The 14235-nt window shown below is 70.3% G+C and carries 9 protein-coding genes and 1 pseudogene; 6 read left to right on the forward strand and 4 right to left on the reverse strand.

Going from position 1 to position 14235, the window contains the following annotated elements:
* Positions 1 to 96 precede the first annotated feature (96 nt).
* Positions 97 to 2484 carry a M4 family metallopeptidase gene (locus tag ACFUJY_RS27060; RefSeq protein WP_383304426.1) on the reverse strand — a complete coding sequence of 796 codons (2388 nt, stop codon included), beginning with the start codon at positions 2482 to 2484 and terminating at the stop codon, positions 97 to 99.
* Between the two features lie 154 nt (positions 2485 to 2638).
* On the opposite strand from ACFUJY_RS27060, the gene ACFUJY_RS27065 reads away from it, so the two are divergent.
* Both ACFUJY_RS27065 and ACFUJY_RS27070 read left to right on the forward strand, forming a co-directional pair.
* Positions 2639 to 3598, forward strand: coding sequence for a LysR family transcriptional regulator (locus ACFUJY_RS27065; RefSeq protein ID WP_383304428.1), 960 nt, complete (start codon positions 2639 to 2641; stop codon positions 3596 to 3598).
* Between the two features lie 204 nt (positions 3599 to 3802).
* On the forward strand, positions 3803 to 4735 hold the full coding sequence (locus tag ACFUJY_RS27070; RefSeq protein WP_383304430.1) for a glutaminase: 933 nt from the start codon (positions 3803 to 3805) through the stop codon (positions 4733 to 4735).
* Positions 4736 to 5021: 286 nt separating this feature from the next.
* On the opposite strand, the pseudogene ACFUJY_RS27075 reads toward ACFUJY_RS27070, so the two are convergent.
* Positions 5022 to 5231: pseudogene (locus ACFUJY_RS27075) on the reverse strand (SMI1/KNR4 family protein); the annotation flags it as partial.
* 444 nt (positions 5232 to 5675) lie between these two features.
* Between ACFUJY_RS27075 and ACFUJY_RS27080 the strand changes: the two are divergent.
* Positions 5676 to 6131, forward strand: a complete 456-nt coding sequence (locus ACFUJY_RS27080; protein ID WP_383304432.1) for a nuclear transport factor 2 family protein — start codon at positions 5676 to 5678, stop codon at positions 6129 to 6131.
* A 517-nt stretch (positions 6132 to 6648) separates the two neighbouring features.
* Here ACFUJY_RS27080 and ACFUJY_RS27085 read toward each other — a convergent pair.
* Positions 6649 to 6843, reverse strand: a complete 195-nt coding sequence (locus tag ACFUJY_RS27085) for a hypothetical protein (protein ID WP_383304434.1) — start codon at positions 6841 to 6843, stop codon at positions 6649 to 6651.
* A 238-nt stretch (positions 6844 to 7081) separates the two neighbouring features.
* Between ACFUJY_RS27085 and ACFUJY_RS27090 the strand changes: the two genes are divergently transcribed.
* Positions 7082 to 11383 (forward strand): hypothetical protein, encoded by a 4302-nt coding sequence (locus tag ACFUJY_RS27090; RefSeq protein ID WP_383304435.1) that lies wholly within the window; start codon positions 7082 to 7084, stop codon positions 11381 to 11383.
* A gap of 315 nt (positions 11384 to 11698) precedes the next feature.
* On the opposite strand, the gene ACFUJY_RS27095 is transcribed toward ACFUJY_RS27090, so the two are convergent.
* The gene (locus ACFUJY_RS27095) at positions 11699 to 13051 is read right to left on the reverse strand and encodes a helix-turn-helix transcriptional regulator (protein WP_383304437.1); all 1353 of its coding nucleotides are present in this window, start codon (positions 13049 to 13051) and stop codon (positions 11699 to 11701) included.
* A 137-nt stretch (positions 13052 to 13188) separates the two neighbouring features.
* Between ACFUJY_RS27095 and ACFUJY_RS27100 the strand changes: the two genes are divergently transcribed.
* Positions 13189 to 13482: a hypothetical protein gene (locus tag ACFUJY_RS27100; protein WP_383304438.1), complete on the forward strand. Its 294-nt coding sequence runs from the start codon at positions 13189 to 13191 to the stop codon at positions 13480 to 13482.
* A gap of 239 nt (positions 13483 to 13721) precedes the next feature.
* Positions 13722 to 14177, forward strand: a complete 456-nt coding sequence (locus tag ACFUJY_RS27105) for a transposase (protein ID WP_383304440.1) — start codon at positions 13722 to 13724, stop codon at positions 14175 to 14177.
* Positions 14178 to 14235 lie beyond the last annotated feature (58 nt).

The following is a 14235-nucleotide window of genomic DNA, read 5'->3' on the forward strand; positions in this document are numbered from 1 at the left end:
GGGACCTTGCAGGCATGACCGCGGCAGTACCTCTCTGTGTTGGCCCGGGCATGCCTGCGTGCCACCGGCCGGCACGTCACCGTGCCGGCCGAGCGCTCAGCTGGTCGTCAGAGAGGTGTCGTCCACGACGAAGTTGGTCGCCAGGTACGCGTCCTCGACGCCGGTGAACTTCAGGGTCACCGTCTGGCCCGACAGCGAGGAGAGATCGAAGGACTTCTTGGCGTAGCCGTAGGCCGCGTCGGTGTTCGAGTACGTCGCGAGGGTCTTCGATGCGGCGGTGACGGTCAGCTTGTCGTAGACGCCGGCGTAGAACTCCTCGGTGTCGATGTGCAGGTAGAAGGTCAGCGTCGCCTTGCAGCCGGCGGGGATCGTCACCGTTTGGGACAGGGTGTCGGTGTGCGCGGAGCCCCAGCCGTTGAGCCAGGCGGTATAGGAGCCGCTGCGGGCCGGCTCGCGGAGGTCGTTGTTGATGATGTCGCTGTTGGTCCAGCCGGTGTTGCCGGACTCGAAGCCCGGGTTGGTCAGCAGCTGGGCCGCGGTGCAGGTGCTGCCCCCGCCGTCGGCGCTGATCGTCCAGGTGAAGGTCGCGGTACCGGTGGCACCGGTGGAGTCGGTCACCGTGACGGTGGTGGTGTAGGTCCCGGCCGTGGTGGGCGTTCCGGAGATCGCGCCGGTCGAAGCGTTGATCGACAGGCCGGTGGGCAGGCCGGAGGCGCTGTAGTTCAGGGACCCGCTGTTGGTGCTGCTCGCCTGGACCTGGAGCCTCACGGTGGTGTCGACGGCCGAGGACTGGCTGCCGGGGCTGGTCACCGTGACGCCGCTGGCCGGCGGGTTGATGTGGCTGCCCACGTTGATGCCGGCGAAGGCGTTGCCGACGGCCGCGTACTGGGCGGAGTCGGTGCCGTAGAGCGCGGACGCAGCGTTGAGGGCGGCGGTGCGGGCGCCGGCGTAGTTGGTGCTGGACGTCATATACGTCGTCAGCGCCTTGTACCAGATCTTCAGGGCGGCGTCGCGGCCGATGCCGGTGACGGCGACGCCGTCGGCGGTCGGGCTGTTGTAGGTGACGCCGTTGACGGTCTTGCTGCCGCTGCCCTCGGCGAGCAGGTAGAACATGTGGTTCGCGGGGCCCGAGGAGTAGTGCACGTCGAGATTGCCGACGCCGGAGTACCAGCTGTCCGCCGAGTTTCCGTCCTTGCTGGGCTTGTCCATGTAGCGCAGCGGCGAGCCGTTGCCGTTGATGTCGACCTTCTCACCCACGAGGTAGTCGCCGACGTCCGTGGTGTTGCCGGCGTAGAACTCCACGCCCGCGCCGAAGATGTCCGAGGTGGCCTCGTTGAGGCCGCCGGACTCCCCGCTGTAGGTGAGGCCCGCGGTGTTGGACGTGACGCCGTGGCTCATCTCGTGGCCTGCTATGTCCAGCGCGGTCAGCGCGTGGCTGTTGCCGGAGCCGTCACCGTAGGTCATGCAGAAGCAGCTGTCGTCCCAGTACGCGTTCACGTAGGCGTTGCCGTAGTGGACGCGGGAGTAGGCGGCGACACCGTCGTTGCGGATGCCGCTGCGGCCGAACGTGTTCTTGAAGAAGTCCCAGGTCTCCTGCGCGCCGTAGGCGGCGTCCGCTCCCGCGGTCTGCGTGTGGGAGCCTGAGCCGGTGCCCCAGACGTCGTCGGTATCGGTCATCAGGGTGCCGGTGCCCGACGTGCCGTTGTTGAGGCTGTAGGTCTTGTGGCCGCCGCGCGTGGTGTCGTAGAGCTGGTATGTCGAACCGGACCGTGTGGTGTCCAGGGTGACGGAGCCGCTGTACTGGGTGTTGCCGGTGCCGGTCTTGATGTCCTGGTAGCGGGTGATCTCCTTGCCGGTGTCCGCGTCGGTGATCACGTGCAGGCGGCTCGGGGTGCCGTCGTCCTGGAGGCCGCCGATCACGGTCTCCCAGGCCAGTCCGGGAGTACCGCTGCCGGCCCAGACGACCTTACGGGCGCTTTCGGCGGCGGGCTGCCGGGCGTCCAGCGTGCGGGCCGTCTTGAGCGCCTTGGCCCTGGCCTCCGCCTCGGTCAGGGTGGCGGTGGTGGAGGCGACGCGGATGTCGCGCTTGGTGTTGAAGGTGGTGGCTACCGTGCCGGACGCCTTCGAGGCGGGTGCGGTGTGCACGACCAGGTCGCCGCCGAGGACGGGCAGGCCGGCATAGGTGCGCTCGTAGCGCGTGTGCAGGGTGCCGTCGTTGTCCTTCACGACGTCCTTGACGACCAGCTTCTCCTTGGTGCCGAGGCCGAGGGTGCGAGCGGTGTCGGCGGTCCTGTTCTCGGCCTTGCGGACGAGCGCCCTGCTCTCGGCCGGGCTGAGTTCGGCTTCCAGCGCGCCGTGGCGCAGGCCTCGGGGGGCGTTGTCGGCGTTCCGGTCGGCTGCGGTGGCGGTGGTCGCGAGGGTGCAGGCGAGGCTCGCCGTCAGGGCGAGGGTGGCGAGGGCCGCCGTGAGTCTGGTGGGTTGCACTTCTGCTCCGGGTGCTCAGGGGGGGCGGGGATGGGCCCGAGTATGGGCGTGCGCATGCCATGAAGGGGACATCTCATCGCCCATAAGACCGGTGTTATGGATTACCTCGCCGGAACCCTTCAACTCGGTTTCTATGCCTGCATATGCTGGAGAAATGCAGCTTGAGCTGAGACATCTGGAAGCCGTCCTCCAGGTGGCGGAAGCGGGCAGCCTGGGGCGTGCCGCGGCGCGGCTCGGGGTCTCCCAGCCGGCCCTTTCGGCACAGTTGCGCCGTATCGAACGGGTCGCGGGCGGGGAGCTGTTCGTCCGCAGCAGGTTGGGGGTCGAGCCGACGCCGTTGGGGCACTTCGTGCTGTCGGCGGCCCGCCGGGTGCTCGGCGAGATGGACGCGCTGACCGCCGGGACCCGCGCCGTCGCTCCGAACCCGGCACTGCGGCTCGGGTGCATCCTGCTCGTCCTGGTGGACCAGTTGTTCGGTCACCTGGAGGCGGAACTGCCCGGCCACGAGATCGACATCACCATCGAGCACTCCGCGACCGCGCTCGTCCGCCTGCTCGGGGCGGAACAGTACGACGCGATCCTGTTCGGGGAGGTCGCGGACCACGAGGTGCCGCTCCCGGATGGAGTGGCGGCGCGCACCCTCGTACCGAAGGAACCCGCATGCGTGCGCCTGTCGGCCTCCCACCCGCTCGCCGCGCAGGCGGAGATCGAACTCGCCGACCTGGCGAGCGAGACCTGGACGACGCTGACCGACGAGGGGGACGGCGGCCCCGAGGCCATGGCTGACGCCTGCCGACGGGCCGGCTTCACGCCCAAGCTGCGCTACCGGATCGCCGACCGCCGGATGCGGTGGGAACTGATCGCCGCCGGACGGGCCGTTTCCCTGTGCCAGCCCACCTCCCCGTACGTCGACGGAACAGTGCTGCGACCGCTGGCCGGCGACCCGGTCACCGGCCGCATCCGGCTCGCCTGGAACCGGTCCGCGATCTCCGACGAGCGTGCAGGCCTGCTGTTCCGGGCGGCGGCCCGCGCGTACCTCGACAGCATCCCGGCCAACACGTTCTTTCAGGCCTGGTGGGAGTCCCGGCCGGAGCTGCACCCGGCCCTCGACTGAATGTCGGCAGGCCGCGACGCTCCCGCCAGTGAAGTGACGCCAGGTACGAGCGGACCGCAGCCGCCACAGTGTCCTGGCGCCGTTCATGTGGCCCGTACCGGCAGCACACCTCGCGCGTCATCCCGGCAGAGATCGTAGGCTGCCGGCGGTTCGCGCGACCGCCGACGATGCCTCGCCGCAGGCCCACGGGTCCCGGTGAGCACAATGGACGCCGTGACGTCGACGATGGACTATCAGCAAATTCTGGAACAGATCGCCGAGGAGATCGCGCGAACGCCCGGCCGCGGGCGGTCCGCCGACTACATCCCGGCGCTCGCCGCCCGCGATCCGCGCGCCTTCGGCATGGCCGTTGCCGAGCTGGACGGTACCGTCCACGGGGTGGGCGCGTGGCACGAGCCGTTCTCCACGCAGTCCATCACCAAGGTCTTCACCCTGGCCCTGGACCTCGCCCACGAGGGTGACGCGCTCTGGGAACATGTGGGTCGCGAGCCGTCCGGCAACCCGTTCAATTCCCTGATACAGCTCGAATACGAGAACGGCATCCCGCGCAACCCGTTCATCAACGCCGGCGCCCTGGTCGTCACCGACCGTCTCCACACCAGCACCGGTGACGCGGCGGGCGAGCTCCTGCAGCTGCTCCGTACCGAAAGCGGGAACCCGGGCCTCGACTTCGATCCCGAGGTAGCCGCCTCGGAGGCCGCGCACGGCGACCGCAACGCCGCCCTCGGCCACTTCATGGCCTCCTACAACAACATCGACAACCCTGTTCCGCTCCTGCTCGACCAGTACTTCCGCCAGTGCTCGGTCACAGCCTCCTGCGCCGACCTCGCGCTGGCGACCACGCTCCTGGCCCGGCACGGCACACGCGCCGACGGCACTCGGCTGCTGACCCGCAGCCAGGCCAAGCAGGTCAACGCCGTCATGCTGACCTGCGGCACCTACGATGCCGCAGGCGACTTCGCCTACCGCGTCGGCCTGCCCGGCAAGAGCGGAGTGGGCGGCGGCATCATCGCCGTCGTGCCCGGACGCTGCGCGCTGTGCGTATGGAGCCCCGGCCTGGACGAACGGGGCAACTCCGTCGCCGGAGTGGCGGCGCTGGACCGCTTCACCACGCTCACAGGGCTGTCGGTGTTCTGACCCCGCCGGGCAGGCGCGTATCCGAGACCTCCGGCTTGTGGACGGCCACCGATGAGTCCCGCCCCGTGGGCCTGGCCATCACCAGAGCGCGACCACTTGTGCTCGACGGCACGCTCGTCGACAGCGCCATGTCCGATGGTGGCGAGGAGCGGCCGGCTTCGTTCACTTCGAGCGGTCTCGCTCGCCTTCCGTGGAGTGGTTACGGGGAGTCAGATCCTGGGAGCCAGACGATGGCGGTTTGGATGAGCGCGAAGCCTCGGTGAGGTGAGCTCCAAGGCCCGGTTGTCGCGCCCGAGCCGCCGACGTGTGTGAGGAACTGCCGATAGGCGTCGGGCAGGACGATGTCGTGCTCGGCCTCGAACGCCGCGACGCGTGGTTCCGCCAGCTTCGAGCCGAGGCAGAACTTGTGCTGCTCTTCCCCGAAGGAGTGGCTGCGCAGTGGTTGGAAGGGGATCGCGGCCAGCTTGCGGCGCAGGCGGGGTATGCGGGGATCCATCGTGCTCTTCTCTCGTCCTCGTCACCCTATGGGTGGCTGTCCGGGGTCAGCGTCTCGGGCCGGCTGGAGGCCTTCGCGACACCACGCGGGGTCCCGGCGGCTGCGCGGTCACCGGCCGTGGCGAACCACCGGCTGTGCCCCCGGGTCAGTCCGGCGGTTGCCCAACGAATGTCCGCCGACACACGAAGGCTCCGGACAGAAGAACCGCCGAACTCGCAGCCGGCGGACCACCAGACATCCCCGCTCGGCACGTCCGGCGGAAACCGCAGGTAGGAGCTGTGCACCCGGGTCGACTCGGCCTCGCGGTCCGGGCGTGCCGCCCCGGTCGCGGTACTGCAAAGGTCTGCGAGCCCTTTTGGACGCGCGCCGGAGATGCCGACCGTGCAGCAAGACGATGTCTGTTTGCCGCCAGCAAGAACCTGCTGTGGTGAACATGCTGGCGGTATGACGATGCCATCCACTACTGAGTCCGTAGCAGTTCTCACGCGCATGTACGCGGCTGAGGCGGAGTACCTGGCGGCGGGAGGTCCTGGAAAGGCTTCGTTCGACCTCCTGGCCCCCTTCTTTGCGCCGGATGTCGAACTGCATCAAGCAGAAGCACTGCCCTACGGCGGGATCTGGCGCGGGCACCACGGCATGACGCAGTTCTTCCTCGCGATGGCAGAGGCGTGGGAGTCATTCGAGATGGTGGAACAGGAATTCCTGGCCACCGGTGAGACCGCAGTCGTGCTCACACAGATCCGTGCGCGCGCTCGCGCGACCGGCCGTGAGCTCAGCTTCCCCCTTCTGCAAGCGATCACGGTCAAGGACCGGCGGATCACCGAGGTCCGTCCGTTCTACTGGGACACGCGAGCCATCGCCGACGCTTGTACCGTGCCGACACCGACACCGACACACTGAGTCCGGCGGGCGCACCGGTGCGCTGCGGAGCATCAGGAGCCGACGGCCGGGAACCCGCTGGTCCGCACAGCGGGAGGTCGGGGCCGCGCCGGATGGCCGACGGACGCCAGCTGTCGCCTGCGGCGAGTTGGTCGGCGGCGTGCATAAGGGAGAGGTGGACCTGGTAGCGGCGGGGCGGCCGGTTCCCGTCCGACCGCACCCAGGCAGCGATGGAGCCGTCCACATGGGTGGCCGCCGGCGCGGCCGACGGCAGCGTCGGCGGCGCAGTGCTGCTGCGCGCTCAGGCCCGGGTTCAGCGATCGAGCACGGGGAGTTGCACCGTAATCCTCGGCCGGGGGCGTGGCCACCGCAGCCTGCACGTGTTGATGGAGGCGCCCACGCCAACACGGCTCGGCGTGACCGGGACCACAACGCTGCGCTGCCCGCGATCTAGCGGTCGCCCGGGGATGGCCGGATCACCCCGGACGGGTACGCAGGAGACACCGCCACCGGGCCCCTGCGCCCCCCCGGGCGCAGGTCAGCGGCGGCGCCGGCGCTGGTACCGGGACAGGGTCCCGAGAGCCCTCGTCCAGAGGACCCGGGCCGTCCAGCGGACCCACATGCGGACCCCCTCATCGCGGACGAGGTCGACGACGGCACGGACGGCGAGCGCGGCCTCTGGCGTCGGGTGCCACGTACTGAGATGGAACAGGTACATCAGGAACTGCTGCATGCGGACCTCACCAAGGTGTCGGTGAGGTGCGGGCCCGCACCCCGGGCTGTTGCCGGCGTGAGACTTCACCCTGGACGCGCCGCGCGGGGGCCCGAACTCGTCCGGGGGAGCGGCAGGAAAACGTGGGACCACCAGGCCGGACGCGTAACTCGCGCGAGGTCTCGTTCACCGCAGACACGCACACGGGCCCGGTGCTGTCCTAGGCTTGACCGACCACTGCGGAACCGGGAGTCATGAAGTGAGGCACCGTCAAGGCCGGCCCCGTGAGCAGGCGTCCGGCCGACCGGGGAAGCAGCGCCGGACCAGCCCGGCAGAGTTGCTGCTCCGGTCGCTCGCCTACTTGTACGACGACCTGAACGGCTCGTCCGCGACGGATCGCATGAACCCCTCGCTCGCGAGCCGTAAGGACCCGCAGGTGTGGGGGAGGCTCCGCACCGAGATCGCGGCGCAGCTGGAGCTGAGCCGGAAGCAGGGACGGAGTACGGCGCCCGACCGTACGCCCGTGTTCACGGCGCAGACGTTCCGCACCCTCCGCTGGGACCTGGACGCCGGCAAGGCACTGCGCAGGGACCAGGTGCGGATCCTGGAAGCGGTCCTGGACCTCGGACGCTCCGGCCACAGGCTGCCGGTCGACTGGATCGAGCGGAAGGACAGGATCCTGGCCGCCGACCCGCCCCCGGCCCGCCGGGCCGGCGACGGAGGGAAGAAGCACCACGACTACGTCCAGGACCTGACCACCGCGGCGCTTGACCAGGTCCGCGCCATCGGCGGTCCCGGTGGAATATCACTGAGCGACGTGTACGTGGTCCGGGGGCAGGAGGAGGCACTGGCCCGACTGCTCGAACAGCAGGCGGCGGCACGCGCCCCGGGGCAGCCGGTCCAAGTCGTCCTCGGCGAACCGGGGACCGGTAAGACCAGCATGCTGTGGTACCTGGCGACGATCCTCCAAGGACGCAAGGCGGCGCCGGAGCCCACCGGTGAACGCACCGGCCCGCCGTCGACCGAGCGCCGTCGAGGGGCGGTGATCACCCCCTGCTTCCTCCGGGGTGAGGACCTGCTCGACGGCGACGGGGGAACACGGCTGCTGGAGGCGCTCGGCAAGGACATCAGCCAGGCTCAGGTCCGCCCCGGTCGCGTCGTCCTCCTGGACAGCGCCGACCTGCTCCTGCACGCCGACGAGGGGCGCGACCGGCTGGCACGGATGGCCGCGCTCTGCCGGAGCCGGGGCGTGCCCCTGGTCCTGACCTGCCGCACCCGCGACCGCTCGCAGCTGGCGGACGCCCTCGGCCCGGCCCCGCTCGCCTTCTCCACCCGCATCGAGGACTTCCGCTTCGACGGCGAGGTCCAGCGTGCCGTCAACGCCTACTGCCGCCACTACCTGCCGGCCGACATCCGGAGTTCGACCGCCTCCGCGTTGCTGAACGCCGCCGTGCGGGGCCTGCCCGTACGGGAGGTCGTCGCACGGCCCCTGACCCTGCGGATGCTGTTGCAGGTCTACGACACAGGCATAAAGGGCATGGACACCAGCGAAGTCGACGCGGCTCTGGTCTACGACACCTACTGGCAACGCCGGGTTGAACAGGACATGCGTCAGGAACGCCTGGTCCCGGCCGACACCAGGGACCTGTCGTGGCCCGCCCAGGCCACCGCCCGGCTGATGGTGCACGACGGAGTGGCGGCGCTGCCCGCCGCCGACCTGACCCGGCGCCTCCCGGCGGCCGACGCCGGCCCGGACACCGGGGACCCGGCCGAGCACATGAACGTCCTGGAGAACCGGGGCGTGCTCACACGTACGGCCGGCGCGACGTCCGAACGACAGGGCACATCGGTCCAGTTCTTCCACCAGACGCTGTACGAGTACGCGGCCGGACGCTGTGTGGCCCGCCTGGCGAACGAGGCCGGCCTGTCGTACTACCAAGCACTGGGCGAACACCTCACGGCACACCCGGACGACTTCCTGCGCGCCTCGGTCGCGGAACAGGCGATCGTACAGGGCGTGCGCTCGAAGGACGCGGCACGCGAGGAGGCCATCGGTCTGTTCCTGCGGCTGCTGCGCAGCACGGAGGTAGACCTCCAGGTCATCGCAGTGCGCTGTTACGCCTTCCTGCCGCACCTGTACGTCCACGAACGCAAAAAGGTCCAGGCATACCTGCGCGACGAGGCACCCCGGTCCATGGCCGAGGAACTGCTCGCCGTACTGCCGACGCGCCGCCACCCCAAGCCGGAGGTCGTCACCGCCGACCTGGCGGACATCCTGCGCCGTCACCCCCGACTGCGCCAACGGGTGCTGGAGCTGCTGTCCCGGTTCGGCGGTGTCGGCGAGGAGGCGTCCGGGGCGGTCTGGTCGCTGCTCCACGACCTGTGCGACGACCACCGCGGCTGCCTGACCCGGCCGGCGCGCGCCCACGATCCGGTACCGGTCGGGTGCGGCGGCGAGCTGTGCCTGTGGTCCTGGCTCGTCCGGCTGAACAGCAACAGCGCGACCAGCCACGGCAACCTCGCCGCCCGACTGGTCTCCGTACTCGCCGAGCACCACGCCCCCTGGGCGCTCGCCCGGACCCACGAACTGCTCGCCCTCGCCGAGAAGCACCGCTCGCGCGCCCATGTGCTGCAATGCGTTCCGCTGATCCATCGCCACCGGTTCACGGCGGACTGGTCGACGCTGATGCGTACCGCCGCCGAGACAGCGGCACGCCTGGGCCCTCGAAAGGACGACGACGTCCGCCCGCCGGCCGAGGAGCCGGAGACCGCGAGCGCCCAACAGCTTCTGGACGCCTACTGGTACGAAACCGCCGCCACCGCACAGGCACCCCTCGATGTGCTGCGCGCCCTGTCCCGTGAAGGCGACACCCCCTTCGACGCGCCGCCACCGCGCCTGCGCGGCGTCCTGAACCGGCTCGGTGAGCGGCTGCGCGACGCCGATCCGGACGACGTGCACGGTCTCCTGGACGAGGCGGTGAGGCTGTGCGGGGACTCCGGCCGCGTCGACCAGGTCGCTCGGGCACTGCTGCCGCCCCTCCTCACGCACCCCGCTTCCTCCGAGCCAGGCACGGGCGCCCGGGCCGCCGAACAGTGGTGTGCCGGCCACCTCGCCGATTTCACCGAGCACGCCCGGCGGCGACGACCCGGGACCGCTGTACGGTTCGCCGTGGCCGGCCTGGCCCGGCTCACCCCCGCCCACGCCGCACGCCTCGTGCCGTGGTCCGCGGCGGCGCGTCCGTCCGGCAGAGCCGGAGGACGCCCGTGGGGGAACACCCGCGCGGACGCCGTGTGGCTCGCCCCGGACAGCGCCACCCGCCTCCTCGTCCCCCTCGCGGCGGCCGGCGACCTTCAGGCCACCGCCGGCCTCGAACGCTGGCGCGCCCTCGAACGGGCCCACCACGATCAACTCGTCCGGGGCCGGAACGACTGGCCCCGCTATCACGACGACGCCCCCTGGCACGGCACCGCGCGAAGCGACGTCCTCAAGCTCGTCCACCCCGCGCTCGCCGAACTCGCCGCACACGACCACACCCTGATCGCCGAGGCCGTGCGCCACAAAGTCCCGCCGGCCGACCTGCCCTGGCTCGCCGGACTCGCGAAGGCCGCCGCCGACCAGCCCAACACCGCCTCCGCCACACGCAGCAGAGCGGTGCTCACCCGATACGGTCCCGACCTCGCCGACTGGTGCTCCGATCTGTGGGACAGGACTCTGCCGTGCCCCGACGTGGGCGCGAAGGCGGCGGCGCTCAGGCTCTGGGGCGACCTGGTGCGCCTGGGCGCGGTCGATCGACCGCCCCTGCGACGGCAGGCCGAGCTCGCCGGGGCTCTCGGCGACAAGGGGTGGGTGGGTGCGGTCGCGGTGTTCCGCCACTGGAACCGGCCCGAGGCGAGCGCCGGCATCGGGAGCGGCGGCGACCCGGAATGGGCGGTTCTGGACGCCGCACTGGAGACGGCCGCCGACACCTTCCCCGGCCGGGCGTCGGCCCTCACACCGCTGCGGTCCTACCTGCGCTGCCGCTTCGCCCCGCTCACCGACGCCGAGGCGGTCACCCTGGCGCTGGCCGCCGCCCGAGCCGAAGTACGCGGGTCCCGGACCACTGCGGACATCCACGACTCCGGGGCGGGATTCCTGGCCGAGCGACTCTGCGCGGTCGATCCCGCCGCGGCGGTGGCGGTGACCGTCATGGTCGCCAGGCGCGCGGCCGCCGCCTCGTCCACCGCCCTTGACCCGCACCACGTCACACGACTCGGCTGGATGTGGCAGAAGCCGCTGACCCGCCTCGCGTCCTCGACCGATCCGGCCCAGTGGCAGACGCTGTTGACCGGCCTGGCCAACGGCCCGCTCTCCGTGCTGCAGAAGGCCCTCGACCTGGCTGCCGCGCATCGCCGGGACGAAGACCTTCGGGCCGTCGTGGAGAGCGCCCTGGCCACAAGCCCTTACCGTGACGAGGCCCTGGCGGGCCTGCGCGACGCCGCGATCCGCCACCGCCGCACCCCGCTGGACGGCTGCCGATGGACCGCGATCCTCGACCCGGACGAAGCCACGGCCGTCCCGTAGAGACACTGACCAGCGGCTGCGGCGGCCGCACGCTCTGCGCGAGACCCTGCCGGCTTTATGCCGAGCGCGCGCTCGACGTGGGGGCGACCGCGTGCGCGTTGACGTCCGACGCGAGCCGGACGGCGGGTGGTGTGCCGCCTCGACTGCCACGCCGCCGCCGGTGGCCGCGTGGATGCGTCGGAACCGGGATCACAGCGTGGTTCCGCGCTCGCACGGGCCAAGCGATATCGGGCGGTGCGGCCGACGTGACGGGACAGCCACATCAGCAGGGCGGCGCCCAGGTCGGCGGCGGCCGAGAGGGCCCGTTCGACAGCTTCAGGGGTGTGCACCCGCTCCTCGTAGCCGAGCGCACGGGCGGCGATCAGGGAATGGTGCCGCAGCCGGGGGCACGGGGGTTGGCCAACGGTACGCGGCCGCTGTCTTCGGAGACCACTGCCCTGCGAAAGGCGCGCCCACCTGGCCCGGATCGGAATACCTCAAGGTTCCCTGGAGCCACAGAGCGTCCAGGGAGAACCGGAGACTGATCCCGACCTTGCGGCCGAGCACCCAGGACGGCTCGAACGTTCCCTGGCGGTGGATCGCTGTGGTGAACAGCAACTGTTCCAGCCCCACGTCCCACGTAGTCCGACAGCGGGCAGCGCAGCACCCCCGCTCCCAGCCGTCGACAAGTGCGTCCAGCGGGTCATCGGGCTGGACAATGGGGGCACGGACCGTGAACCTCAACGCAGAAGGCCCGTTCCCGAGCCGCATCGGCCGATGCGGCTCGTATCCGCACTGATCACGCTCTTCGCCTGTTGGCTCCGCTGTCGGGGGAGGCCGACGGCTCCGCCAAGGCCCATGACGCAGCAGGCTCAACGCCTGGGCGGATGCCGATCCGGGTTCGGCGGTGTAGAGGAACAGGGTGGTCTCGCTGTCCCCGGGCAGTGCGAGCGTCTCGTACTCCACAGTGAGCTCGCCGACCAAGGGGTGCCGCAGCCGCTTGGATCCGTGCGTGCGCTGATGCACGCGGTGCTGTTGCCACCAGTGGTCGAAGTCGTCACTCAGTTCCCGCAGCTCGGCGACGAACGCCTCCGTGGCCTGCCGCTCCGACCCGCGGACCGCGTCCAGGCGCAGGTTCTCCACCGCGGCGCGGGCCTGCACCTCCCAGTCGACGAACAGGTCGCGCGCGTCCTGGTCGAGGAAGAGCCAGCGGGTGTAGTTGCGCTCGGTGGCCGGCATGGCGTCGAAGTCCGCGAACAGGGCTCTGGCCATCCGGTTCGCCCCCAGTACGGCGGACCGACGTCCCAGGACGAGGGCGGGAAGGGCGTGGTCCATGGAGTCGAGGAGCTGGTGCAGCCCGGGGCGCAGACGCTGTACGCCGGGCTTCCGTGCCGGAGGGCGGGCGGCGGTGGAACCGATCAGGTTCTTGAGGTGCGCGAGGCCGGCCTCGTCCAGCCTCAGGGCGTGCCCGATGGCTTCGACGACGGCAGGCGACGGATTGATGGGGCGGCCCTGCTCCAGACGCGCGTAGTAGTCGGCGGAGACCCCAGCCAGAAGAGCGACTTCCTCGCGGCGAAGACCCGGTACGCGCCGCGCCCGTCCGTCCGGTGGCGGCCCCGCCTGCTCGGGGTCGCACTGGGCACGGGAGCGCTTGAGGAAATCGGCGATTTCTCGGTTGACGGAAGCCATGGGAACAAGTCTGCGGCACGATAATCGCTGGTGGCCGCTGTAACTGGGTCTGTCAGTCCTAGGCAGTTTCTTATCGATCACTCACACGAGACCCGAGCTGTTGGTGGTGTGATGGTTTCATGCGGCCTGAGCACTGTGTGACCACGAACCACATCGAGGTGTGGCAAGAACGAGTGTTGCCGTCGGGGCCGGAACGGATCAGGTTCGGGACGGTGCTGCGCGCCTCACTCATGCCGATCCTGGTCTGGGCCGGAGTCGCGTGCTTCGGGTACTTCGTCTACAACCCGCTGGTGGCGATGGCCCTCGGCTGTCTCTTCGCGCTGTCGTTCATCGTGGGGTACGCGCTGCGTCGCAGGGCGAAGCACTCGGTTCGCTGCAGCCTCTACGGTGCGCTGGGCGGAGTGCTCGACAAGTCCATGGCTGGGTTCTGAGGCGTTGCGGCACAGACGACCGCTCGTTGTATTGAGCGTGTGACCGACGCCCAGTGGACCAGGATCGAGCCCCTGTGGCCGGACCGGACTCCCCGCCGAGGGGGGAAGATGCCGTGATCACCGGCAGGTGACCGACGCGATCGCCCGGAAGTACCGGACTGGCTCTCCGCGGATGGATCTGCCTGCGGAGTCCGGCTCGTGACGAGGCGCCTACAGCCGTTTGCGGAACTGGGCGATCGATGGGCCTGGGAGCGATCGCTCACCGTCTTGCTGGCCAGGCGGACGACGATGAGGACCTGGGCCGGGTGGTATCCGTCGACTCCACGGTCGTTCGGGCACATCAGCGTGCGGTTGGAGCCCGCAGAAAGAGGGCTCCAACCGGCGAGCCACCGGGCCACGCCAACGGCCGGTCCCGAGGTGGGCTGATTACAAAGATCCACTTCGCCGCGAACGGCAACTGCCGGCCGCTGGCGTTCGTGCTTACGGCCGGACAGGCCGGCGACGCGCCCGCCATGATCCGAGAGGCCCTGCCTAGTCAGCTGCGACCTAGGGCGCAGAGGGCTTGGCACGGCCCCAAAAACCGCTCCGCCGCGGCTCACGCTGGAGTCAGCACTCGAGCGGCAGTCCTGCTGCGACCTCCCGTCCCACCCATACGAAAGAGGAATCTCAATGATGAAGTCAAGCCGTCTGCGTGACCGGTGGGGCGGAGGTGAACAGCCTCTTGTCACGCAGCATCGCCCAGAGCACGTCGAC

This window comes from Streptomyces sp. NPDC057249, assembly GCF_042669245.1.
Lineage (GTDB): Bacteria > Actinomycetota > Actinomycetes > Streptomycetales > Streptomycetaceae > Streptomyces.